21 protein-coding genes, 1 tRNA gene, 4 pseudogenes and 1 riboswitch are annotated in these 21,802 nt (G+C 67.6%); of the genes and pseudogenes, 11 read left to right on the forward strand and 15 right to left on the reverse strand.

Features of this window, described 5'->3' with window-relative positions; genetic code table 11:
* Positions 1-11: 11 nt before the first annotated feature.
* The gene (gene thrS, locus J2P76_RS06945) at positions 12-1,964 is read right to left on the reverse strand and encodes a threonine--tRNA ligase (protein ID WP_207405596.1); all 1,953 of its coding nucleotides are present in this window, start codon (positions 1,962-1,964) and stop codon (positions 12-14) included.
* Between the two features lie 401 nt (positions 1,965-2,365).
* Here thrS and J2P76_RS06950 point away from each other — a divergent pair, with 401 nt between their 5' ends.
* A complete protein-coding gene (locus J2P76_RS06950; protein ID WP_207405598.1) occupies positions 2,366-3,106 on the forward strand; it encodes a response regulator transcription factor in 741 nt (246 codons plus the stop codon).
* Between the two features lie 5 nt (positions 3,107-3,111).
* Positions 3,112-3,474 (forward strand): hypothetical protein, encoded by a 363-nt coding sequence (locus tag J2P76_RS06955; protein WP_207405600.1) that lies wholly within the window; start codon positions 3,112-3,114, stop codon positions 3,472-3,474.
* A gap of 15 nt (positions 3,475-3,489) precedes the next feature.
* Here the strand turns inward: J2P76_RS06955 and J2P76_RS06960 are convergent, their stop codons facing one another.
* The 5 genes and pseudogenes from J2P76_RS06960 to J2P76_RS06980 form a co-directional block, all read right to left on the reverse strand.
* Complete coding sequence (locus J2P76_RS06960) at positions 3,490-4,395, reverse strand: LysR family transcriptional regulator (protein WP_207405602.1); 906 nt, start codon at positions 4,393-4,395, stop codon at positions 3,490-3,492.
* Positions 4,396-4,501: 106 nt separating this feature from the next.
* The gene (locus tag J2P76_RS06965) at positions 4,502-5,275 is read right to left on the reverse strand and encodes an SDR family oxidoreductase (protein ID WP_207405603.1); all 774 of its coding nucleotides are present in this window, start codon (positions 5,273-5,275) and stop codon (positions 4,502-4,504) included.
* Between the two features lie 218 nt (positions 5,276-5,493).
* A tRNA-Val gene (locus tag J2P76_RS06970) sits at positions 5,494-5,570 on the reverse strand.
* A gap of 27 nt (positions 5,571-5,597) precedes the next feature.
* Complete coding sequence (locus J2P76_RS06975; RefSeq protein WP_207405605.1) at positions 5,598-6,260, reverse strand: phosphoribosylanthranilate isomerase; 663 nt, start codon at positions 6,258-6,260, stop codon at positions 5,598-5,600.
* 6 nt (positions 6,261-6,266) lie between these two features.
* Positions 6,267-6,488: pseudogene (locus tag J2P76_RS06980) on the reverse strand (C4-dicarboxylate ABC transporter); the annotation flags it as partial.
* Between J2P76_RS06980 and J2P76_RS06985 the strand changes: the two are divergent.
* The 5 genes and pseudogenes from J2P76_RS06985 to J2P76_RS07005 all read left to right on the forward strand — a co-directional run.
* A pseudogene (locus tag J2P76_RS06985) lies at positions 6,486-7,301 on the forward strand (methyl-accepting chemotaxis protein); the annotation flags it as partial. The pseudogenes J2P76_RS06980 and J2P76_RS06985 overlap by 3 nt on opposite strands.
* Positions 7,302-7,335: 34 nt before the next feature.
* Positions 7,336-7,752 carry a hypothetical protein gene (locus J2P76_RS06990; RefSeq protein WP_207405607.1) on the forward strand — a complete coding sequence of 139 codons (417 nt, stop codon included), beginning with the start codon at positions 7,336-7,338 and terminating at the stop codon, positions 7,750-7,752.
* 93 nt (positions 7,753-7,845) lie between these two features.
* Positions 7,846-9,126 (forward strand): annotated as a pseudogene (locus J2P76_RS06995) (methyl-accepting chemotaxis protein); the annotation flags it as partial.
* Between the two features lie 101 nt (positions 9,127-9,227).
* Positions 9,228-10,163, forward strand: coding sequence for a VENN motif pre-toxin domain-containing protein (locus J2P76_RS07000; RefSeq protein ID WP_207405609.1), 936 nt, complete (start codon positions 9,228-9,230; stop codon positions 10,161-10,163).
* Positions 10,160-10,354 carry a CPCC family cysteine-rich protein gene (locus tag J2P76_RS07005; protein WP_207405611.1) on the forward strand — a complete coding sequence of 65 codons (195 nt, stop codon included), beginning with the start codon at positions 10,160-10,162 and terminating at the stop codon, positions 10,352-10,354. Before J2P76_RS07000 ends, J2P76_RS07005 begins: the two co-directional genes overlap by 4 nt.
* Position 10,355: 1 nt before the next feature.
* Here J2P76_RS07005 and J2P76_RS07010 read toward each other — a convergent pair whose 3' ends face one another.
* The 8 genes and pseudogenes from J2P76_RS07010 to J2P76_RS07045 all read right to left on the reverse strand — a co-directional run bounded on the left by J2P76_RS07010 (position 10,356) and on the right by J2P76_RS07045 (position 16,973).
* Positions 10,356-10,607, reverse strand: coding sequence for a hypothetical protein (locus J2P76_RS07010; RefSeq protein WP_207405613.1), 252 nt, complete (start codon positions 10,605-10,607; stop codon positions 10,356-10,358).
* 321 nt (positions 10,608-10,928) lie between these two features.
* Positions 10,929-11,054: pseudogene (locus J2P76_RS07015) on the reverse strand (GTP-binding protein); the annotation flags it as partial.
* A 563-nt stretch (positions 11,055-11,617) separates the two neighbouring features.
* Entirely contained in the window at positions 11,618-12,190 is a 573-nt protein-coding gene (ruvA, locus tag J2P76_RS07020) for a Holliday junction branch migration protein RuvA (protein WP_207405615.1), read from the reverse strand.
* 80 nt (positions 12,191-12,270) lie between these two features.
* Positions 12,271-12,819 (reverse strand): crossover junction endodeoxyribonuclease RuvC, encoded by a 549-nt coding sequence (ruvC, locus tag J2P76_RS07025; RefSeq protein ID WP_207405617.1) that lies wholly within the window; start codon positions 12,817-12,819, stop codon positions 12,271-12,273.
* Entirely contained in the window at positions 12,819-14,408 is a 1,590-nt protein-coding gene (gene purH, locus J2P76_RS07030) for a bifunctional phosphoribosylaminoimidazolecarboxamide formyltransferase/IMP cyclohydrolase (RefSeq protein WP_207405619.1), read from the reverse strand. Before purH ends, ruvC begins: the two co-directional genes overlap by 1 nt.
* A 48-nt stretch (positions 14,409-14,456) precedes the next feature.
* Complete coding sequence (locus J2P76_RS07035; protein ID WP_012247919.1) at positions 14,457-14,696, reverse strand: helix-turn-helix domain-containing protein; 240 nt, start codon at positions 14,694-14,696, stop codon at positions 14,457-14,459.
* Between the two features lie 35 nt (positions 14,697-14,731).
* Positions 14,732-15,757, reverse strand: a complete 1,026-nt coding sequence (gene dusB / locus J2P76_RS07040; RefSeq protein WP_207405639.1) for a tRNA dihydrouridine synthase DusB — start codon at positions 15,755-15,757, stop codon at positions 14,732-14,734.
* Between the two features lie 55 nt (positions 15,758-15,812).
* Complete coding sequence (locus J2P76_RS07045) at positions 15,813-16,973, reverse strand: UbiH/UbiF/VisC/COQ6 family ubiquinone biosynthesis hydroxylase (RefSeq protein WP_207405641.1); 1,161 nt, start codon at positions 16,971-16,973, stop codon at positions 15,813-15,815.
* 54 nt (positions 16,974-17,027) lie between these two features.
* On the opposite strand from J2P76_RS07045, the gene J2P76_RS07050 reads away from it, so the two are divergent.
* Positions 17,028-17,480: an NINE protein gene (locus J2P76_RS07050; protein ID WP_207405643.1), complete on the forward strand. Its 453-nt coding sequence runs from the start codon at positions 17,028-17,030 to the stop codon at positions 17,478-17,480.
* A 6-nt stretch (positions 17,481-17,486) separates the two neighbouring features.
* On the opposite strand, the gene J2P76_RS07055 is transcribed toward J2P76_RS07050, so the two are convergent.
* Entirely contained in the window at positions 17,487-18,827 is a 1,341-nt protein-coding gene (locus tag J2P76_RS07055) for an aminopeptidase P N-terminal domain-containing protein (RefSeq protein ID WP_207405645.1), read from the reverse strand.
* Positions 18,828-18,916: 89 nt separating this feature from the next.
* Positions 18,917-19,056, forward strand: a riboswitch (yybP-ykoY riboswitch).
* A gap of 78 nt (positions 19,057-19,134) precedes the next feature.
* Here J2P76_RS07055 and J2P76_RS07060 point away from each other — a divergent pair.
* From J2P76_RS07060 to J2P76_RS07070, 3 genes are all read left to right on the forward strand, one after another.
* Positions 19,135-20,127, forward strand: a complete 993-nt coding sequence (locus tag J2P76_RS07060; protein ID WP_207405647.1) for a sodium:calcium antiporter — start codon at positions 19,135-19,137, stop codon at positions 20,125-20,127.
* 371 nt (positions 20,128-20,498) lie between these two features.
* Positions 20,499-20,825, forward strand: coding sequence for a hypothetical protein (locus J2P76_RS07065; RefSeq protein WP_207405649.1), 327 nt, complete (start codon positions 20,499-20,501; stop codon positions 20,823-20,825).
* An 80-nt stretch (positions 20,826-20,905) separates the two neighbouring features.
* Positions 20,906-21,802, forward strand: a complete 897-nt coding sequence (locus J2P76_RS07070) for a cytochrome c oxidase assembly protein (protein WP_207409145.1) — start codon at positions 20,906-20,908, stop codon at positions 21,800-21,802.

A 21,802-nucleotide genomic window follows, 5' to 3' on the forward strand; every position in this document is an offset into this window, starting at 1 on the left:
TCCTAAAAGATTTAAGTGGCACTGCTTTCGGGTTGAACGACATCCCGGCGGGCGGCGACGTCTTCGGCCAGGCGGGCGGCGAAGTCTTCGAGCGCGATGACGCCGAGATCAAGCCCCCCCAGGCCGCGAACGGCAACCGTCCCGTTCTGCTTTTCTTTGTCACCCACGACAAGGATGTACGGCACCTTTTGCAGGCTATGCTCGCGGATTTTACGAGTGATTTTTTCACCACGCAAATCCGACTGCACCCTAAAGCCTTGTTTTTTCAGGGTTTGTGTGATTTGCGCAGCATAATCGGCCGAAGGCTCGGAAATGCAGCACACCACGGCCTGCACCGGCGCCAGCCAAGGCGGCATTGCGCCGGCATGGTTTTCGATGAGCATGCCGATGAAACGCTCGAGCGAACCCAGGATGGCCCGGTGCAGCATGACCGGGGCGCGGCGCTGGTCCTGGGCGTCGACGTACTCGGCGCCCAGCCGCACCGGCATGGAGAAATCGACCTGCACGGTGCCGCATTGCCAGTGCCGGCCGATTGCATCTTTCAGCGTGTATTCGATCTTGGGGCCGTAGAAGGCGCCCTCGCCCGGCGAAATCTCGAACTCGCAGCCGGTGCGCCGCAGGCTTTCCATCAGGGCGGTTTCGGCCTTGTCCCAGATTTCGTCGCTGCCGATGCGCTTTTCGGGCCGCGTGGCCACCTTGTACAGCACGTCGTTGAAGCCGAAATCACGGTAAACCTTCTGCAGCAGCGCGGTGAAGTCGGCGCACTCGTCCTGCAGCTGGTCTTCGGTACAGAAAATATGGCCGTCGTCTTGTGTGAAGCCGCGCACGCGCATCATGCCGTGCAGCGAGCCGGACGGCTCATTGCGGTGGCACTGGCCGAACTCGCCGTAGCGCAGCGGCAGTTCGCGGTACGAGTGCAGCCCCGCGTTGAAAATCTGCACGTGGCCCGGGCAGTTCATGGGCTTGAGCCCGTAAACACGGTTCTCGGACTCGGTCGTGAACATGTTTTCGCGGTAGTTGTCCCAGTGGCCGGTTTTCTTCCAGAGCGACAAGTCGAGGATCTGCGGCGCTTTCACTTCCTGGTAGCCGTTATCGTTGTACACGCCGCGCATGTACTGTTCGACCTGCTGCCACAGCGCCCAGCCCTTGGGGTGCCAGAAGATCAGGCCGGGGGCCTCGTCCTGGAAATGGAACAGGTCGAGGTCGCGGCCGATCTTGCGGTGGTCGCGGCGCTCGGCCTCTTCGAGCATGTGCAGGTAGGCGTCCTGGTCGTCTTTGGTGGCCCAGGCCGTGCCGTAGATGCGCTGGAGCATCTCGTTGTTGCTGTCGCCGCGCCAGTAGGCGCCGGCCACCTTCATCAGCTTGAAGACCTTGAGCTTGCCCGTGGACGGCACGTGCGGCCCGCGGCAGAGGTCGATGAAATTGCCCTCGCGGTACAGGCTGAGCGTTTCATTGGCGGGAATCGACGCAATGATCTCGGCCTTGTAGTCTTCGCCGATGCTCTTGAAATAGGCCACGGCATCGTCGCGGGTCCATTCTTCGCGCGTGACGGTTTCGTCTTTGCGCGCGAGCTCGGTCATTTTCTTTTCGATGGCGGCCAGGTCTTCGGGCGTAAAGGGCCGCTTGTACGAGAAGTCGTAATAGAAGCCGTTGTCGATGACCGGCCCGATGGTGACCTGCGCATCGGGAAACAGTTCTTTGACGGCATAGGCCAGCAAGTGCGCGGTGGAATGGCGGATCAGGTCGAGCCCGTCGGCGTCTTTGGCGGTGACGATGGCCAACTGCGCGTCGTGCTCGAGGCGGTAGCTGGTGTCGACCAGCCGGGGCTCGCCGCCGGGCGCCGTGACGCGGCCGCCCAGCGCGGCCTTGGCCAGCCCGGTGCCGATGGACTGCGCGACTTCGGCGACCGTGACCGGCCCCGGAAACTGACGCTGCGAACCATCGGGCAAAGTGATCTGTACCATCGAGGAATTCCTGGGGAAGAAACGACAAACGCGGCTGTCCGCCGCGTTCCGTTTGGTTGCTTGCTTGGGGACTGCCGTCTGCCTGACATGCGGAACCCGACGCTTGATAAAACTAACGCGACATGGGGCGGAAGTTTCCGGTCGTAGTTCGTGTCGGGCGAGGAATCATGCTGAAGGGCCGTGGTGGGCCGGCACGCAACCCTGCGCGCCGATCGTCAAAGATTGTAGCATCCCCCGCGCCCGCCGTCCGGGCCGCCGGCCTTTCGGCAATTACCCCAGGCAGCATCTGAAATATCGGACAGCGGACATGTCCTATTTATCCGACACTTTCCCCCTTGATCCGTCTGACCTGGGTACCCTCCGATGACTGCGCCCGAACGCGCGCCGCCCCGCCATCCGCCATGATCACGTCTCCGTTTACGGCTGCCAGCCCCACCGATCCGGCCACCCTGCCCCAGGCCGCGGGACGTCGCTACCTGCTGCTTTCCGGCGCCAGCGACCGCGTGCGCATCGCCATCCTCGACGACCACCCCGTCATCACGCTGGGCGTGGCGGCCTATCTCAGGTCGCAGCCCGACTTCGAAATCGTGCATGCCGAGACCACCTCCGAAGCGCTGGCCGCCAGCCTGAAGCGCCAGCCCTGCGACGTGGCGGTGGTCGACTTCTACCTGCCGCGCCAGCCCTGGGACGGCATGGACTTCATCCGTCGCCTGCGCCGTCAGCACCCGCACATGGCCGTCATCACGTTTTCGGCCGGCGCCGCCGCCGAAACCGAATACGCCGCCTTCCGGGCCGGCGCCACCGGCTACCTGCCCAAGTCCGCCTCGATGCCGATGCTGGTGGAAATGATCCGCGCCGCGCACAGCCGCGGCAACCCGTGCGGCTTCATCACGTACAAGAACGGCGCCCTGCGCGTGGCGTCGCCGCGCCACCCCGACACCCGCCTGACCGCCGCCGAAATCGAAGTGCTGCGCCAGATCGCCCAGGGGCTGTCGGTAACGCAAATAGCGGCCCGCCTGCTGCGCAGCAAGAAAACCATCAGCACCCACAAGCGGCGCGCCATGAAAAAGCTGGGGCTGGCCGACGACCTGGCGCTGGCGCTGTACTTGAACGAAAAATTCGATAACAAGGCAGGGCCCTGACACCCATGCCCCACATCGACACCCTGCTGCCGCTGTACCCTGACACCGCCACCCGCCGCACCCTGCTCGAACAGGCCCTGGATCAAACCCGCAGCGACCTGGCAGACACGCGGCATGCCATCCGCGCACGCAACCACGCCGCCGCCCGCCAGTATGTGCATCGCGCCAAGGGCACGGTCAGCTTTCTGGGCAGCGGCAACGCCCTGCCCGCCTTCGACCGGCTTACCGAAGCCCTGCGGGCCCGCGACGAACCCGGCATCGAACAGGCATACGCCCTGGTCGAAACCGCACTGCTCGAACTCGAAGCCGCGCTGCGGGCCCGCCTGGACGCGCTGCCGGACGCCCCGCCAGCCTCCCGTCGAGGCTGAGTTTTCATTTCACCGTTACACATCGAGGTGCGCGCGCATCTGGGCCTCGAACCATTCCAGGAATACCGTCAGGCGCCGCGCGCGCTGGCGCCGGTGCGGATAAAGCAGTGTTACCGGCATAGCGGGCGCGCGGCAATCCGGCATGACCTCTACCAGCGCGCCGGCGGCCAGCAAGTGCTGCACGTCGAAGCGCGGTATCTGGATCAGACCCAGCCCCGCCAGGCTGCAGGCGATGTAGTTCTCGACATTGTCCACCACCACCCGGCTGGGCAGCGGCACGGACTGCACGCCGCCGCGCACGGCATATTCCCAGGCCGCCTCGCGGCCCGGCGCCGATGGCGCGTAGCCGACAGCCCAGTGGCCGCTGCGCAGGTCGCCGGGCTGGCGCGGCTCGCCGAATTCCCGCAAATAGGCCGGGCTGGCGCAGTTGACCAGGGCAACATGGCCCAGCGGCCTGGCCACCAGGCTGCTGTCGCGCAGCGCACCGACCCGCACCACGCAATCGACGCCTTCGCGTATCAAATCGATGGTGCGGTCGGTAGAGCCCAGGCTGACCTGCAAGCGGGGATGGCGGCGCAGCAGGCCCGGCAGCATCGGCGCGATCAGGCGGCGGGCAATGCGGCTGGGCGCATCGACATTGAGGCGGCCGGAAACCTGCCGCTGGCCCGACTGGAACAGCTGGTCGATGTCCTCGACTTCGGCCAGCAGCGAGCGGATGCGTTCCAGCAACTGCATGCCGTCCGCAGTGACGCGCACCTGGCGGGTCGTGCGGTGCAGCAGCCGGGCCCCGACCTGGGCCTCGAGCTGCTGAACCGCCGCCGACACCGAGGCGCGCGGCAGCCCCAGCGCATTCGCCGCCTTGATGAAACTGCCCATCTCCGCCACCTGCGCGAAGACGCGGTATTGCTCGAACCTGTCCATGCGGCAGGCGGGCTCAGTTGCGGCGCGGGGCCGGCAGCGCGCCGGACATCGGCACGGACAGCCCGACGCCGGACAGAATCAGGAACCCGCTGCGCATGGGATCTCCTTATTTGGTGGTGTAGCCGCCATTGATCAGGATGGTCTGGCCGGTCATCCACCAGGTATCGCTGACCAGATGGCGGATGAACGGCACAACGTCTTCGATGTGAGTCAGGCCGGTGGGAGAAAACGCCGACAGCGCGGCGGCGGTCTTGTGATACGCCACGGCTTCGTCGCTTTCGGCCGGATAGAAGAAAGGCGTGTCCATGGGGCCCGGCCCCACTGCATTGACCGAGATGCCGCGCGCGCCGAATTCCTTGGCCGCCGCACGGGTGTAGTGCTCGACCGGCGCCTTGGTGCCCGCATAGGCGGCATAGAACGGCGTGAACGCGCCCAGCAGCGACGTCACCAGGGTCACGATCTTGCCATTGTCGTTGACGTGCCTGCCCGCTTCTTTCAGGAAGAAGAACGCCGACTTGCTGTTGATGGCCGCCATCTCGTCGTATTCGGCCTCGGTGATTTCCGTGAACGGCTTCTTGAGCACTTTGCCGACGGTATTGATGGCGATGTCGGGCCGCCCGACCGCGGCGGCCGTGTCGGCAAACAGCTTTTCAACCGCGCCGGCGGTGGTCAGGTCGGCCTGCAGGGCCACGCCCCGTGCGCCGCTGGCCTGCACCGCGGCCACCGTGGCCTCGGCGGCGTCGCGGGAGGACGCGCTGTTGTAGTGGACGGCAACGGCCCGCGCGCCATGTTCGGCGAGATCGCGGGCGATCAGGCCGCCCAGGTTCTTCGCGCCGCCGGCAATGAGCGCCACCTTGCCGTTGATGGAATGGTCAGCCATGGGAAAGCTCCTTCGTGCATCGATGGGAGTCTCAGCTTAGAAGGATCGGCGCTGCGGGATAAATGCGCGCCGCCTGGATAGATTATCCAGGAAAACCGCCCAATCGGCGCCGTGGGCTGCAAAAGAAAAAGCCGCCTGACCTTGGGGCCGGGGCGGCTGTCTTGGCGGCATGAGAGCCGCCTGCGCAAGCTTTGATTGGGTGATTCTTTCGGTAATTCTGGTAGGCGGTATTGGAATCGAACCAACGACCTCTACGATGTCAACGTAGCGCTCTAACCATCTGAGCTAACCGCCTGCAAAGAAGAAAGATTATATATGGCTTTTATTGGCCACGCAAGCTGTCGTCGGCCAGGCGCACGGCTTCGAGCAGGGCGCGGATCTTGTCTGGCGACTTCTCGCCCGGCGCGGTTTCGACGCCGGAACTGACATCGACCGCCCAGGGGCGGCAGGCTTCGATGGCGGGCCCGACATTGGCGGCGTTCAGCCCACCCGACAGAATGACCGGGCGCGCGGCGGCATCCGCCCGCACAGCGGCCAGCAAGGCGTGGTCGAAGGCCTGGCCGCTGCCGCCGTAGCCGGCGCTGTAGCTGTCGAACAGCCAGCCCGCCGCCTTGCCGTAGGCGCGGCAGGCGGCCGCCAGGCCTTCGGGGGTATCCAGGCCCGGCGCGCCGGCGCGGAACGCGCGCAGGAAGCGCGTGCCGTAACGCGCGCAGTCGGACGCGGATTCGTCGCCGTGGAACTGCAGCAGGTCGGGGCCGACCTGGTCCAGCACGGCCTGCACGTCGGCCGGGGCGGGATTGACGAACAAGGCCACGACGTCGACAAAGGCCGGCACGGCGCGGCGCAGTTGCGCCGCCCGGGCCGGCGGCACGTAGCGCTTGCTGCCCGGATAGAACACGAAACCGATCGCGTCCGCCCCGGCCTGCACGGCCGAGGCGATGTCTGCTTCGCGGGTAAGACCGCAGATCTTGACGCGAGTACGCATGGCGTTTTACTTGAATGCCGCGGCCGGGTCGGCCGCATCGTTGCCATATATGTTAGTACCGTAAGTGGTTTCGATCTCGATCTTGACGGTGCTGGGGTCGACGGTGGACATGCCGGCCTTGTAGTGCATGACGATGCCGGGGAAGACCATAACGGCGATCACCATGGCCAGCTGGATCACGATGAACGGCACCGAGCCCCAGTAGATCTGGCCGGTGGTCACCGGCTCGNCGCGGCGGTGGAAGCGGCGCGCGCGGGCGAGCAGGGCAAGGGCTTTGCGGTGGTGGCGGGCGAGGTGCGCTCGCTGGCGCAGCGCAGCGCGCAGGCGGCCAAAGAGATCAAGGTGCTGATCGAGGATTCGGTAAGCAAGGTGGGCACGGGCTCGCAGCAGGTGGAGCGTGCGGGGGCGACGATGCAGGAGATCGTGGCCTCGGTCAAGCGAGTGACGGACATCATGGGCGAGATTTCGGCGGCCTCGGAAGAGCAGTCGGGGGGTATCGACCAGGTGAACCGGGCGGTGTCGCAGATGGACGAGGTGACGCAGCAGAACGCGGCGCTGGTGGAAGAGGCGGCCGCGGCGGCAGGTTCGCTGCAGGAGCAGGCGCAGCGGCTGGCCGAGGCGGTATCGGTGTTCAAGATCAACGCGGGCGAAGTCATCGAAGTGCCGGCCCAGCAGCTGACTGCCCGGCACGCCCCGCGCGTGGCCGAGCCGGCGCGCCAGCCGGACGCGGCCGTCCGCGAACCCGAGCCGGCGCCGCCCGCGGCTGCGCCGCGCCAACTGACGGGCATGACGGCGCAGGCGCCCGCCGCTGCCGCGCCCCGTGCGGCGCGCAGCGCACGCCGCGCCGAGCCGGCCGCCAGCCCGGCTGGCGCCGCGGCGCCAGCCGTTGCGCGGCGGGCCGCGGCCACCCAGCAGCCAACTGAAGGCGCCAGCGCGGCGCGTCCGGCGCGCCGCCCGGCGCCTGCCGCCGCGGCGCCGGTCTCTGCCGCGCCGGCGGGCCGCCGCGCGATGCCGGCGGACGACGATTGGGAATCTTTTTGATGCGCCGGCGCGCCGGCGCGGATGGATGCTGAGCATGGGCTTGCGATCGATACTGGCGGTGCTGGGGGTGGCGTGGCTGCTGGCGGGCTGCGCGACGTCCGGGCGCAATTTCGATCCGGGCCAGCTGTCCAGGCTGACGCCCGGCGAATCGACGCTGGAAGAAGCCTCTTACGCCCTGGGGGCCGCGCCGGCCATGCTGTACGGCCAGAGCGACGGCGGCACGCTGGCGCTGTGGTCGTTCAAGGCCACGTTCGTGACCGACGGCTTGTACAGCCGCAAGCAGGCGATGCTGCAGTTCGGCCCCGACGGCAGGCTGGTGCGCCTGGTGGATACCACCAACGTCCTGCTCGAGCCCTGGGAGCGCCGCAAGCTGCTGGGGCCCGCGCCGGCGCGGCTGGATGGTCCGGCGGGCGCGCCATGGGTGCCGGTGCCGCAGGCGCCGGCGCAATAACGGGCATGGCGCAGTCAGCCAGGGCCGATAGGTTGCCGGCATGTGCCGGCAGTGAACGAGTTTCAGAATATTCCTGAAAGACGGGGGAGAGCGATGGAAGCGACTTTCGACACCGGCGCCAAGCCGGCCAAGGGCAAGAAGCGGGCGCGGGCGCCCAAACAGAAGCGTTCCTGGAAGATCCGCGATGCGCGGGTCGGCACGCTGCTGCTGGTAGTGATGGCGTTCTTTGCGCTGCTGATCGCCGCGGTGGGCGTGCTGGCGGCGTATTTCCTGCAGAGCAACTACGAGTCGATCCGCAAGATCAACGACCTGACCGATCGCGCCAAGCAGGTCGAGATCATCAACAGCGACATGCTGCGCTCGCGCGTGGACCTGATGGTGGCGGCGCGCTACCTGCAGGAATCGGGCTGGGGCAGCGGCGAAAATTCGGCCAAGGAAGCCAAGACGGCGCTGGACGCCGCCACCACGCGGCTGGACGGCGTGCGCAAGCGCTTTTCGGATTTCCAGCAGAACATGCTGGAAGACGACGCCGGGCGCCGCCTGTCGATGGACCTGGTGCGCCGCTATCGCGCGTATATCGATGACGGCGTCGACACCATGGTCGAGGCGCTGCGCAGCGAAGACTATTCCACTTTCTACATGGTGAACAACGAATACGGCACGCCGCGCAGCGCGACGTTCATCGAGGCCATTGCCAAGTTCACCGGCTACATCCAGGAACAGCAGGACGCCAATATCGCCGCGGCCCAGACCAACTTCGAACGCGCCGTCATGGCGGTGGGCGTGGCCGTGGTGCTGGCCCTGCTGCTGATGCTGGTGGCGCGCGTGGTATTCGGCCGCCTGGTGGTGCGTCCGCTGGTGGATGCCGGCCAGCATTTCGACAAGATCGCGGCGGGCGACCTGACGGCGCGGGTGGAAGTGCGCAACAGCAACGAGATTGGCCAGCTGTTCGCGGCGCTCAAGCGCATGCAGGAGAATCTGGCGCGCACGGTGTCGCAGGTGCGCCGCGGGGTGGACGAGATCAACGTGGGCTCGCGCGAAATCTCGGCGGGCAACACGGACCTGAGCAGCCGCACCGAGCAGCAGGCGGCGTCGCTGGAAGAGACGGCGGCGTCGATGGAAGAGCTGGCCTCGACGGTCAAGCAGAATGCGGACAACGCGCGCCAGGCGAATCAGCTGGCGGCCAGCGCCTCGGATGTGGCCGAGCGCGGCGGCGCGGCGGTGTCGGAGGTGGTGAGCACGATGGAGGGGATCTCGGCGAGTTCGCGCAAGATTTCCGAGATTGTGTCGGTGATCGACGGTATCGCGTTCCAGACGAACATACTGGCGCTGAACGCGNTGCGGATGGCATGGGTTCTGGGGCCAACGTCGAAGCGGCTCGGGCCGCGTTGCATGCCATCGTCGGTTGCGCAGGGGCGGCAGGGGGTGGTGCGGATTGCGCCTCCGGGGCGCTGGGCGCGGGCGCGAGTTCGATATTGAATTCGCTGCTTGCGCGGACGAGTTCCGACAATCTGTCCGGCGAGCAGAAGGAAGCGCACGCGAATCTGATTTCTGGCCTGGTGGGGGCGGTTGCCTTGGGGGCGGGCGCCGATGCGGTCACGGCGATGGTGAGCGCGCGGACCGAGACCGAGAACAATTATCTGACCGCGAGTGAAGTCAAGGGCATGATGGGCGCGCTGGCGCAATGCCGGGTAGCGGCGGATGCCGAGGCGTGCCGGGGGGAAGTGAAGGAGAAATACGAGCAACTGAGCGTAGCGCGAGGCGGGGCCGGGCTTTATGGATGCAAGGCCGATGGCGAAGCGGCATGCAATGCGCAGTTGACGGAGAACCAGGCGGGCTCGAAGGCGCTGGAGATGCTGGAGGGTTTCGGGTGGACGGCCGAGGAATACGCGGTCATTGACAGCCTGATCGAGCTGAACTGGAATGACGAGCGGGCCAGTTACCATGCGTGGCAGCAGGCGTTCTATCAGGAGGCCGGGGCGCCGGTACCGATTGGGGTGGGGATAGCGGTTGGCGCTGCGATCAAGGCGGAGGCTGCGGCGGCGAAGGCTGAGGCGCTGGCGGGTGCACATACTACATCCGGCAAGGCAATCGTAGTCGACAGCAAAGGCAATGCCTTGATTGGCGACTGGTCTGCAACCAAAAAGCTAACGTCCCCCGAAAACGCACTCGCTCATTGGACGAAACACGGGTCTGAATTTCCGGAGTATTCGAACGCTTCTCAATATATAGAAGGCGCACAGAATTTTGTTAGCAATCCACCGACTAATGTTCTTACAAAGACGCGAGCAAATGGGGATATGTTGCTCTATGATCCGGCATCAAACATATTTGCGGTGAAGGCTTCGGACGGAGCGCCTAGGACGATGTTCCGTCCAACCGATGGGGTGAACTATTGGAATAAGCAATGACTAATTTACTGCCATGCCCATGCTGTGAATCATTAGTGCTTTCGCAGTATGGCGAATACGAGATATGCCCTATCTGCAATTGGGAGGATGATCCCGTGCAATCGGCGGATCATGATTATTCAGGTGGAGCGAATGCTCTTAGCCTGAATCAGGCTCGACAAGAATGGAAGATCAAAGGCATTCAAGAATAATCTAACTCTGTAGAGGGGATGGGCTGCGGCGACTGAGGGGCGGGTCGGTATCGGCCAACGCCGGCGCGGGCGAGATGCACAGCGAGTACGACTCGGTGACCCAGCAGGCCGGCCTGTGGGCCGGCGACGGCGGGTTCCAGGTGAGGGTGGGCGACAACACCACGCTGGCGGGCGGCGTGATCGCCAGCAGCCAGCAGGCGGTGGCCGACGCGCTGAACAGCTTGTCGACCGGCACGCTGGTAGTGCGAGACATCGAGAACCGGGCCGACTACAGCGCCAGCCAGGTAGCCGTCGGCGGGGGCGTGAATTTCGGCGGTGGCGGCAACGACCTGGGCACCACCAAGGACAACGAAGTCGCGGGCGGAGCCACCAAGGAGCACGGCACCTCGGTGCCCAGCACCGGCGGGGGGCTGGGCCTGGGCATGCCGGTAGTGGCCGCGGCCAATGGCGACGCCAGTTCGACCACGCAAAGCGCCATCAGCGACGGCGCGATCGAGATCCGTGACGAAGCGGGACAGAAAGCGCTGACAGGGCAGACGGCAGACCAGGCCGTGGCGTCGGTGAACTGGGACACATCNTCCGGCGCCGCGTCAATCTGGTCGTAGCCACGGGCCTCACCGCCAAACTTGTTCGACAGCACGGTCGTGATCGCCGCCGTCAACGTCGTTTTGCCGTGGTCAACGTGACCAATCGTACCCACGTNGCGCGCCCGGGCCCGGCCCCGAGGCGCCCCGGCCGTGCCCCGCACCGGCCGCAAGCTCCAATGATGTCAAATCGCCGCGCTGCTGGAACGAGCGGAGTGCTTGGCCTTTTTGGGGCGCGACTTGGAAAAGAAAAAAATCTTGCGGGGCCGCTCCAAACGGCCGCCCAGCGCGGCCGTTTGGAGCATCCGTGGGCAGCATGCCTAGGGTGTTGGATGTATGTGCGCAGCGTGAAGCAAGCACGGCCTTCAACAGCTAATGCCCGAATGGTTATTTCAGCCGCGCAGGGCGGCTGAAATAACCGGCCCTGCACGCTTTTCCTCTTCAAGGACGGCCCTTCCTACAACGTGCAAGAACGAACCCCGTCCCCGCGTCGGGTCATCAATCTTTATCGCAGTCTGGCCGTGGGGCGGGGCTGCCGGGGGCGCCTCGGGGCCGAACCCGGGCGCGCGGGGCGCCCGGACGGCACCGTGAAGCCCGCGGCAGCCCCGCCCCACGGCCAGGCGTCAAAAGAAAGCACATCCCCACGCAGCAGACAAAGTCCCCCGCACAGCCGTCTCCATCACCGTACGAGCGCCTTCAATGCCAGCCGGATTCCCTCGGACACGTCCGTGCCCTCCGGCAGCTTCTTCAGCGCAGCCTGGGATTCCTTGTCCGAATACCCCAGGGCCAGCAGCGCGTTCAGGATGTCTGCCTGGCTGTCGGGCACCGCGTGCGCGCTGGCGCCGATGTCGGCGCCCAGTTTGCCGCGCATTTCCAGCAGCAGGCGCTCGGCGGTTTTCTTGCCGATGCCGGGCACGCGCGTCAGGCGGCCCGACTCTTGCAGCGTGATGGCCTGCGCCAGGTCGCCCACCGACAGGCCCGACAGCACCGCCAGCGCGGTGCGCGCGCCGATGCCGCTGACCTTGATCAGCTCGCGGAAAGCGCCGCGTTCGGCGGCGGTGGCGAAGCCGTACAGAATGTGCGCGTCTTCGCGCACCGTCAGGTGGGTATGCAGGGTGACCCGCGCGCCGAGTTCGGGCAGCGCATACAAGGTGCTCATGGGCACCTCGATGTCATAGCCCAGGCCATTGACGTCCACGCAGATGGTGGGCGGCAGTTTCTCGATCAGGGTTCCGGTGATGCGTCCGATCATGGTGCGGGTGCCGACAAGTAAGGGAAGGGCGCGCCGCGCGCGCCTGCCGGCATTCTAAACGCTGTGCCGCGCCGAGGGGGTCAGCCGACCAGGCGGCCGCCGCGCAGGCGCGCCCCGCTGCCCAGGCCGGCGGCGGCCGACAGGTTGCCCAGCCGGGCCTGCAGCGGCCCGACATGCGCATGGCAGATGGCGCAGGCCAGCGCGTCGGCCGAGTCGGGCGCCGGCATGCCGTCCAGCGACAGCAGGCGCTGCACCATCATCTGTACTTGCTCTTTGGCCGCGCGGCCGGTGCCCACCACGGCTTTCTTGATTTGCAGCGCGGTGTATTCGTGCACCGCCAGCTGGCTGTCGGCCAGCGCGCACAGCGCCGCGCCGCGCGCCTGGCCCAGCAGCAGGGTCGAGGCCGGATTGGTGTTCAGGAAGACGATTTCCAGCGCGGCTACGTCGGGGCGGGTGTCGCGCGCCACCTGGCGCAGATTGTCCAGGATGACTTTCAGGCGTTCCGGCAGCGCCAGCGCCGGCGGCACCACGATGGTGCCGCTGGCCACATAGCGCAGCCGCATGCCTTCGGCATCGATCACACCGAAACCGGTGCGGCGCAGGCCTGGGTCGATGCCGAGAACGCGCATCAGTGGCGGAAGTGGCGGGTGCCGGTCAGCACCATGGCGATGCCGTGCTCGTCGGCCGCGGCGATGACTTCCTCATCGCGCATGCTGCCGCCGGGCTGGATCACGCAGGTGGCGCCGGCCGCCACCACCACGTCCAGGCCGTCGCGGAACGGGAAGAACGCATCCGACGCCACGGCCGAGCCCTGCAATGTCAGCCCGGCGTTCTCGGCCTTGATGGAGGCGATGCGGGCCGAGTCGACACGGCTCATCTGGCCGGCGCCCACGCCCAGCGTCATGCCGCCGCCGGCGAACACAATGGCGTTGGACTTGACGTACTTGGCCACTTTCCAGGCAAAGGCCAGGTCGTTCATTTCCTGGTCGGTGGGCTGGCGCTTGGTCACGACCTTCAGCGCGTCGCGCGGCACGCTGTACGAATCCGGCGTCTGCACCAGCCAGCCGCCGCCCACGCGCTTGATGTCGAATTCGTTGTGGCCCGTGCCGGCCGGGATTTCCAGCACCCGCACATTCTTCTTGGCCGCCAGGACGGCCAGCGCGGCGCCATCGTAGCCCGGCGCCAGCAGCACTTCCAGGAACTGGCCGCTGACCGCTTCGGCGGTGGCCGCGTCGACCGGGCGGTTGAAGGCGATGATGCCGCCGAAGGCCGAAGTGGGGTCGGTCTTGAAGGCCTGCTGGTAGGCGTGCAGCGTGTCTTGCGCCACGGCCACTCCGCAGGGGTTGGCGTGCTTGACGATGACGCAGGCCGGCGTGTCGAAGCTGCGCACGCACTCCCAGGCGGCGTCGGCGTCGGCGATGTTGTTGTACGACAGTTCCTTGCCCTGCAGCTGGCGGTAATTGCCCAGCAGGCCGGCGGGACGCTGCGCGTCGACATAAAACGCGGCCCGCTGGTGCGGGTTTTCGCCGTAGCGCAGGGCCTGTGCCTGGTGCACCTGCAGCGTCAGCGTGCCCGGCCAGTCGTGGCGCGCGGGCGCGGCATCCTGCGCCGGGGCCGGCTCGGCCAGGCTGGTCAGGTAGCTGGCGATGGCGCCGTCGTAGGCGGCCGTGTGGGCGTAGGCCTTGGTGGCCAGCGCCAGGCGCAGCGCGTACGAGGTGGCCCCGCCCTGGTCCATTTCGGACAGCACGCGGGAATAGTCGGCGGGGTCGATCACCACCGTCACGCCGCCGGCATCGGTGCCGTGGTTCTTGGCCGCGGCGCGCAGCATCGCCGGGCCGCCGATGTCGATGTTCTCGACCGCGTCGGCAAACGAGCAGTCCGCGCGGGCGATGGTTTCGCGAAACGGGTACAGGTTCACCACCAGCATGTCGATGCGGTCGATGCCGTGCCGCGCGATGGTGTCCATGTGCTCGGCGCTGTCGCGGCGCGCCAGCAGGCCGCCGTGGATCTTGGGGTGCAGCGTCTTGACGCGGCCGTCGAGAATCTCGGGCGAGCCCGTGTGGGCGGCGACTTCGGTCACGTCCAGGCCGGCGTCGGCCAGCAGGCGGGCGGTGCCGCCGGTGGACAGCAGGCGCACGCCGCGCGCGGCCAGCGCGCGGGCGAATTCGACGATGCCGGTCTTGTCGGACACCGAGAGCAGGGCAGTTTCGATTTTCATGTTGGGACGGCTGAGATGAAGGAAAGCGGTCGGAAGCGCGGGGCGCGCTCAGGGCTGGATGTTGTGCGCCTGGAGTTTCTTGCGCAGGGTGTTGCGTGTGATGCCCAGCATTTCAGATGCGCGCGACTGGTTGCCGCCGGAGCGTTGCAGGGCGACTTCGAGCACCGGGCGCTCGACGCACCGCATCACCATGTCCCACATGTCGTGGGGCTCGGATTCACCCAGGTCTTCGAAATAGCGCTCCAGGCTGGCGCGCACGCAGTCTTCCAGGACATCTTTCTTGCTCATGTGTACAGATTTTATAGTTGGAGGTGGGTGGCGGATCACGCCGCCAGCAGGGGCTGCGCGACGGTGGCCGGGGATGCCGGGCCGCCGCGCATGAGTTCATTGAACCATTCGGACACCGCCCGCCACTGGTCGCGGGTGTTGTCGATGAGGTTCATGCGGTCGCGGAACGCATCCGCGCCCGGCAGGCCGTCGATGTACCAGCCGATGTGCTTGCGCGCCGAGCGCACGCCGGTGTGCTCGCCGTAAAAGCGGTAATGGTCGTCCAGGTGCTCGAGCAGCAGATCGCGCATTTCTTCGTGGGAAGGGGGCGCCAGCGTGTCGCCCGTGCGCAGGTAGTGGTCGATTTCGCGGAAGATCCAGGGCCGGCCCTGGGCCGCCCGGCCGATCATGACCGCATCGGCGCCAGTGTAATCCAGGACGCGGCGCGCCTTGCTGGGGCTGTCGATGTCGCCGTTGGCGATGACCGGGATGGACAGCTCGGCCTTGACTGCCCGGATGGTGTCGTATTCGGCCGTGCCCGCGTACAGGTCGGCGCGGGTGCGGCCATGCAGGGCCAGGGCGGCGATGCCGGCTTCTTGCGCCCGGCGCGCCACGCGCAGCGCGTTGCGGTGTTCGGGGTCCCAGCCGGTGCGGGTTTTCAGGGTAACGGGCACGCCCAGCGGGACGCAGGCGGCCACCACGGCGTCGAGAATGCGCGCGACCAGGTCTTCGTCGCGCAGCAGGGCCGAGCCCGACGCCAGGTTGCACACCTTTTTCACCGGGCAACCCATGTTGATGTCGATGATGCGCGCGCCCCGGGCGGCATTGAAGGCGGCGGCCTCGGCCATCATGGCCGGGTCGGCCCCGGCGATCTGCACTGCCACCGGGGCGATTTCGCCGTCGTGGTTCAGGCGGCGCGAGGTCTTGACGCTGTCCCACAGGCGCGGGTTGCTGGCCGCCATTTCGGACACCGCGTGCCCGGCCCCCAGCCGCTTGCACAGCTGGCGGAAAGGCCGGTCGGTCACCCCCGCCATGGGGGCGACCAGCACGTTGTTGGGAAGGGTCCAGGGGCCGATGCGCATGGGCGGATTTTACCCGCCTTCATGTGGCCCCATATTGACTGGCGGCGCGCGCGGTCTAGTTGCGCAGCCCCTGCAGCAGGTGGCGCGCCAGCGGCGCGCGCAGCGGCGCCGCCAGGTCCAGGGCCAGCAGCCCCAGCCCGCAGGCATGCTCGACCGGCGCCAGGCCGGTGGCGAACGCGCGCGGCATCAGGTCGGTCAGGCCGGCGGTAATCCAGCGGTCGGCGCGGCGCGCCTGGGCGAAGGCGGCCAGCGCGGCGGCCGGGCTGGCCGCGGGGCTGGCCAGCCAGTCGGCCAGCCCCTGGGCCAGGCGGGCCGCGTCGCGCAGCCCCAGGTTCAGGCCCTGGCCGGCCACGGGATGCAGGGTTTGCGCGGCGTTGCCGATGGCCGCCAGGCGGCCCTGGGTGAGCGTGCGCCGGGCGTTGAGGGCCAGCGGGAAAACGTGCCGCGGCGCCTGGCTGGACAAGCGCCCCAGTCGGGTGCCGAACGCGGTGCTCAGCGCTTCCGAGAAGGCGGTGTTGTCCAGCTGCGCCAGTTCGGCGGCGCGCGCCGGCGCGCTGCACCACACCACGGAATAGGCCTGCGCCTGGTGCGGATGCGGCAGCAGCGCCAGCGGGCCCTGGTTGGTGAAGCGTTCCCAGGCCCAGCCCGGCCGGGGCAGGGCGGCCTGCGCGCTGGTGATGACGGCATGCTGGCCGTACTCGCGGCGCAGGTCGTTGCCGCCGCTGCCATCGGACAGCACCGCGACGCCGCAGCGCAATTCGGCTTCGCCCTGCCGGACGGTGACGCCCTGGCCATCCTGGCCCTGCACCCGGGCCGGCGGCCCGTGCAGCACGGTCACGCCGCTGGCCTGCACGTGCTCGTGCAGCGCGGCGTGCAATTCGGCATACGACACGGTGCTGCCCAGCCGCGGCACCTGGAAATCGCCGCACTGGATCAGCGTGCTGCCCAGCCGGCCGCGCTGCGACACATGCACGGTGCGGATGTCGGCGGCGCGCCCGGGCCAGGCCTGCAGCGATTCAAGCAGCACGCGGCTGCCGTGGTTCAGCGCCAGCACGCGCGGATCGGCGGACGGCGCGGCCGCCCCCGGCGCCGGCGCGGCCCCGGCCAGCAGCGCGATGCGCTCCGGCCGCGCGGCATGGCGGGCCAGCAGCAGCGCCAGCACGCGGCCGACCGGGCCGGCGCCCAGGATGGCGATATCGTAAGCAGGCTGAGTCATGCCGAAATTCTACCGTCCACTACAATCGCCGACATTCCCGTCCCTTGCCTTCCCATGCCGCCAGCCTCGTCCACTTTGCCCGCTTCCGCCACCCGCCCGCGCAACAAGCTCGTGCTGGGCCTGCTGGCCTGCCTGCTGGGATGGCTGGGGGCGCATTGGTGGTACCTGGGCCGCCGCTACGCCTGGCTGGTCACGCTGGCGGCCGTGCTGTGCCTGGCCGCGGCATCGCAGTTTCCGGTGTGGTACGACAACCCCGCGTTCTTCGTGGTGTTCATTCCCATGATCGACGGCTTCATTGAAGGCGTGGTGTTCAGCCTGATGCCGGACGAAAAATTCGACCGCCTTTACAACCCCGTCCACGGGCGCATCACGCATACCGGCTGGGGGCCGGTGCTGGTGGCGCTGATGGGAACGCTGGTGGGGGCGATAGCCGGCATGTTCGCCATCGCGATGGTGGTGGTGTACACCTGGACGGCCATGGGCTGGCTCGACGGCTACGTGTTCTAGCCGCTGTCATTCGCGCATCAGGGCCTCGATTTCGCGCGCGTCCACCGGCACGCCGCGGGTGATCAGCTCGCAGCCTTCCTGGGTGATCAGCGCGTCGTCTTCGATGCGGATGCCGATGTCGTGGAACCGGCTGGGCACGTCATCGGCGGCGCGCACATAAATGCCGGGCTCGATGGTCAGCACCATGCCCGGCTCCAGGTTGCGCCACGGCCGGTCTTCGCCCGTGCCCGCGCCGCCGCGGTAGTCGCCCGCGTCGTGCACGTCCAGCCCCAGCCAGTGCCCGGTGCGGTGCATGTAGTAGCGGGTATAGGCGCCTGACTCGATCACGCCGTCCAGCGATCCCTGCAGCAGGCCCTCGTCGAGCATGCCCTGCGCCAGCACGCGCACCGCGGCTTCGTGGGCGTCGTTCCAGCTGCGGCCCGGCGCCGTCGCGGCGACAGCGGCGGCCTGCGCGGCCGCGGTCAGGTCGTACAGCGCGCGCTGCGGCCCGCTGAAATGGCCATTGACCGGAAACGTGCGGGTGATGTCCGACGCGTAGCTGTCGACTTCGCAACCCGCGTCGATCAGCACCAGCTCGCCGTCGCGCAGCACCGTGTCGCCGGCGGCATAGTGCAGCACGCAGGCATTGGCGCCGGCCGCCACGATGCTGGGATACGCCGGCGCCTGCGCGCCATGGCGGCGGAATTCATACAGCAGCTCGGCTTCCAGCTCGTATTCGCGCTGCCCGGCGCGCGCGGCCCGCATGGCGCGCGCATGGGCGCCGGCCGAAATGCGCGCGGCCTGGCGCATGGCGGCGATTTCGCTGGCGTCTTTTACCAGCCGCATGCCGGCCAGCAGCGGCCGCAGGTCGTGCACGCGCGCCGGCGGCTGGCGCCGGCCGCGGCCTTGCTGCTCGGCTTCGGCCTGCCAGCGGCGCAGCTTGCGCTCGACCGGCCCGGCCGCCGCGAACGAACGGTACAGCACCGGCTGGTCCAGCAGCAGGGCGGGCATCAGTTCGTCGAGTTCGTCGATGGCGTGCGCATCGTCCATGCCGTAGCGTTCGAGCGCGGCCTCGGGCCCGCACCGGTAGCCTTCCCATATTTCCTGTTCGGGATGCCGGGCGCGGCAGAACAGAATGGCCCGGTCGAAGGCGCCCGCCACCAGCACCAGCCAGGCCTCGGGCTCGGTAAAGCCGGTCAGGTAGTAGAAATCGCTGTCGTGGCGGTACGGGTATTCGGTATCGCGGTTGCGCACCGCATGCGGTGCGGTGGCCAGCACGGCGATGCCGCCGCCGGCCGCGCGCAGGTGGTCGAGCACGCGGCGGCGCCGGTCGGCGAAGGGGGCAATGTCGGTGGCGGGCAGGCTCATGGCGGGGCGGGCTTTCCGGGGGGCGGCAACAGGCCTACTTTACCTTGGCAGCGTCCTGGCGGGGGGGCTTTGCGCCTGCTACAATCCGGGCCACTGTCATTGGGGAGTAGCCATCCTTTGAATCCCCAAAGGAGTCAGCGTCAACAAACTTGGTGGTCTTGCACCCCATGGCGCTGACGGTTCCCGCGCGGCGGCATTGCCCGCCGCTCCGGGCCAGCCAGGCGAGACCTTTGGCCGCGATGCGTTCACGCCAGCCGGGCGAGCCGCATCGTCGCGCCATGGGTATCTGCTCGTCCGGCTATGCGTCATGCTGCTCACCCTGTTCCTGTTCTTCCTGTCCGCGCTGGTCATCTACTTTGCCTGCGAATACTTCGTCAACGGCATCGAATGGGTCGGCCATCGCCTGAAGCTGGGCGCCACCGCCGTCGGCACCGTGCTGGCCGCTTTCGGCACGGCGCTGCCCGAAAGCGCGGTTACCTTCATGGCGGTGGTGTTCGGCACCACCCCTGAACAGAAAGACATCGGCGTGGGCGCCGCCATGGGCGGGCCGCTGGTGCTGGCCACCCTGGCCTACGCGGTGGTAGGGCTGGCGCTGTGGCGCGGCGGGCGCAGCGCCGCCCGCATCAATGCCGACCAGAAGCGGCTGGCGCGCGACCAGGCGTGGTTCATGGGCGTATTCGTGGTCAAGGTCGGCCTGGGGCTGCTGGCCTTCGCCTGGAAGCCCTGGCTGGGCCTGCTGTTCCTGGGTGTCTACGGGCTGTACGTCAAGCGCGAGCTGTCCAACGATGAAGAATGCCTGGACTGCGACGAGCTCGAGCCCCTGAAGCTGCGCCCGCGCGACGACAACCCGTCGATGGCGTGGGCCTGTATCCAGACGGCGCTGGCGCTGGCGGTGATCGCCGGCGCCTCGCACGTGTTCGTGCGCCAGATCGAGCTGCTGGGCATCGCCATGGGCGCCTCGCCCCATATCGCGGCGCTGCTGCTGGCGCCGGTGGCCACCGAGCTGCCCGAGATCATGAACGCCCTGATCTGGGTGCGCCAGGGCAAAGAGCGTCTGGCATTGGCCAATATTTCCGGCGCCATGATGATCCAGGCCACCATCCCCAGCGCGCTGGGCATTTTCATGACGCCCTGGCTGCTCGACGGCCCCCTGGTGGCAGCCGGCCTGTTCACGCTGCTGTCGATCTCGCTGCTGTGGCTGCGCTTCCGCCGCGCCGGCATGAGCGTGCCGGTGCTGTCGACGGTGGGCGGCTTCTACGGCCTGTTCGCCCTGTACCTGGGCTGGCACTTCGCGCGCTGAGGCTGGCGTGTCGCGTATCTGGCGACAAAACCGGGAAAACCCTTGTTGTCGGTCAAAAAATCACGTAAAATCAACATGTTTACATCATACGGAGTTGCTCTGTGAATACCGATTCCGGCGACAGTAGTCGATCTTGCATCGACGTCGCTGCCTGACAGGATCCACGCAGAAACTCCATCTGCCGCATCCTGCCAGTGCAGGGTGCGGTATGCGGCGGCAAGTTCTTTGCTGCCATCGTCCCGCCAAACCGCCAGAACCGTAGCTGTGCCTTCGCAGCCCGCGTCGGTGCGCGCCTGTCTTGCGCCGCCGCTTGCTGCCGGGAAGGCGCGCGCGCATTCGCAGCAGCGCTCCCCTGCTTCAGGGAGGTTGCCATGCGTTTATTCGACCTGTTCATGCGCCGCGCCGGGGTGGACCGCGGCGCGCTCAACCGCCGTCCGGGCACATCGCGCCTGACCATCGAGTGTCCGCGCGACGCCCTGGGCGCCGTCCGCAAGCAGATATGCCTGGATTTCGGGGCCGCCGGCCTCGACGTGGCGCAGTTCCAGATCGATTCCGGCCGCGATGCCGATTTCGCCTCTGCCTGCATTACCGTCAATTGCCCGCCCGAGCTGCGGCCCGAGCTCATGTCGCAGGCACGGCGCTTGCGCGCCAACCCGGCCGTGCGCCACCTGCATTTCGGCACGTCGGCCCGCGCCTGACTACCCGCCGCGCCATCCTGGCGCGGCTCTACTACAATGCCATCCCGGGCCCGCGGCCCGCATTTCGTCAGATTTTCCGGATTTTCGGCATGGATCGGCTCGGTTGGCTCGTCCCGTGGGAATTCTCCCCGACCCTGGTGGCTGCCTTCCTGGCGGCCATTGCGCTGTTCTTGCGCGGCCAGCGCGTGCACCGGGTCAATGGCGCGCGCCAGTTCTTGTTCTGGGCCGGCATGGTGCTGCTGTACCTGTCGCTGCATACCCGGCTCGACTACTACGCCGAGCGCATGTTCTTCATCCACCGCATCCAGCACCTGGTGCTGCATCACTTGGGGCCGCTGCTGGTCATGGCCGCGTTCCCGGGTTCGGTGATGCGCGCCGGCCTGCCCATGGCCTGGCGGGTGCGGCTGCGCGATTTCCTGCGCACCGGCGGCGGGCGCGCCCTGGTGGGCGTGCTGACCAATAAATACCTGGTGCCGACCCTGTTCGTGTTCCTGGTGCTGGTCTGGCTGATCCCGTCGGTGCAGTTCTATTCCATGCTCGACTGGCGCCTGTACCGGCTGATGAACTGGTCGGTGGTGATCAGCGGTTTCATGTACTGGAACCTGATTCTCGACCGGCGGCCCAGCCCGCCGGCCGCCATGAGCCCCGGCGGCCGGGTGCTGTCGCCCATTCTCACCATGGCCCCGCAGATGGTGGCCGGCGCCGTCATCGCCTTCACCGAATCCGACATCTACCCGCTGTTCGAGCTCTGCGGCCGCGCCATTGCCATGTCGGCGCAAACCGACCAGACCATCGGCGGCCTGACCATGTGGATTCCCGCCGCCATGGTGGAAGTCTTCGGTTTGCTGGTGGCGCTGGGCACCCTGATGCGCCTGTCTGGCAAGGGCCGCCTGCGGCCCGAAGACCGCCAGGCGCGGGCCAGCGCGCGCGAACGCGAACGCGCCGCCAAGGCGGGGCAGGCCGTGGCCAGCCCCTGA

The organism is Bordetella petrii, assembly GCF_017356245.1.
GTDB classification, from domain to species: domain Bacteria; phylum Pseudomonadota; class Gammaproteobacteria; order Burkholderiales; family Burkholderiaceae_B; genus Bordetella_A; species Bordetella_A petrii_D.

Bases quoted from the DNA above. Each gene is read 5' to 3' on its own strand.
- J2P76_RS07050 (WP_207405643.1), top strand. From the start codon at position 17,028: ATGCCGCCAGCCTCGTCCACTTTGCCCGCTTCCGCCACCCGCCCGCGC.
- J2P76_RS06975 (WP_207405605.1), bottom strand. From the start codon at position 6,260: ATGCGTACTCGCGTCAAGATCTGCGGTCTTACCCGCGAAGCAGACATC.
- J2P76_RS06960 (WP_207405602.1), bottom strand. From the start codon at position 4,395: ATGGACAGGTTCGAGCAATACCGCGTCTTCGCGCAGGTGGCGGAGATG.
- J2P76_RS07045 (WP_207405641.1), bottom strand. From the start codon at position 16,973: ATGACTCAGCCTGCTTACGATATCGCCATCCTGGGCGCCGGCCCGGTC.
- J2P76_RS07005 (WP_207405611.1), top strand. From the start codon at position 10,160: ATGACTAATTTACTGCCATGCCCATGCTGTGAATCATTAGTGCTTTCG.
- ruvA (WP_207405615.1), bottom strand. From the start codon at position 12,190: ATGATCGGACGCATCACCGGAACCCTGATCGAGAAACTGCCGCCCACC.
- J2P76_RS07055 (WP_207405645.1), bottom strand. From the start codon at position 18,827: ATGAGCCTGCCCGCCACCGACATTGCCCCCTTCGCCGACCGGCGCCGC.
- J2P76_RS06955 (WP_207405600.1), top strand. From the start codon at position 3,112: ATGCCCCACATCGACACCCTGCTGCCGCTGTACCCTGACACCGCCACC.
- dusB (WP_207405639.1), bottom strand. From the start codon at position 15,757: ATGCGCATCGGCCCCTGGACCCTTCCCAACAACGTGCTGGTCGCCCCC.
- purH (WP_207405619.1), bottom strand. From the start codon at position 14,408: ATGAAAATCGAAACTGCCCTGCTCTCGGTGTCCGACAAGACCGGCATC.
- J2P76_RS07010 (WP_207405613.1), bottom strand. From the start codon at position 10,607: ATGTCTCGCACTACCAGCGTGCCGGTCGACAAGCTGTTCAGCGCGTCG.
- J2P76_RS06950 (WP_207405598.1), top strand. From the start codon at position 2,366: ATGATCACGTCTCCGTTTACGGCTGCCAGCCCCACCGATCCGGCCACC.
- J2P76_RS07065 (WP_207405649.1), top strand. From the start codon at position 20,499: ATGCGTTTATTCGACCTGTTCATGCGCCGCGCCGGGGTGGACCGCGGC.
- J2P76_RS07060 (WP_207405647.1), top strand. From the start codon at position 19,135: ATGCTGCTCACCCTGTTCCTGTTCTTCCTGTCCGCGCTGGTCATCTAC.
- J2P76_RS06965 (WP_207405603.1), bottom strand. From the start codon at position 5,275: ATGGCTGACCATTCCATCAACGGCAAGGTGGCGCTCATTGCCGGCGGC.
- thrS (WP_207405596.1), bottom strand. From the start codon at position 1,964: ATGGTACAGATCACTTTGCCCGATGGTTCGCAGCGTCAGTTTCCGGGG.
- J2P76_RS06990 (WP_207405607.1), top strand. From the start codon at position 7,336: ATGGGCTTGCGATCGATACTGGCGGTGCTGGGGGTGGCGTGGCTGCTG.
- ruvC (WP_207405617.1), bottom strand. From the start codon at position 12,819: ATGCGCGTTCTCGGCATCGACCCAGGCCTGCGCCGCACCGGTTTCGGT.
- J2P76_RS07035 (WP_012247919.1), bottom strand. From the start codon at position 14,696: ATGAGCAAGAAAGATGTCCTGGAAGACTGCGTGCGCGCCAGCCTGGAG.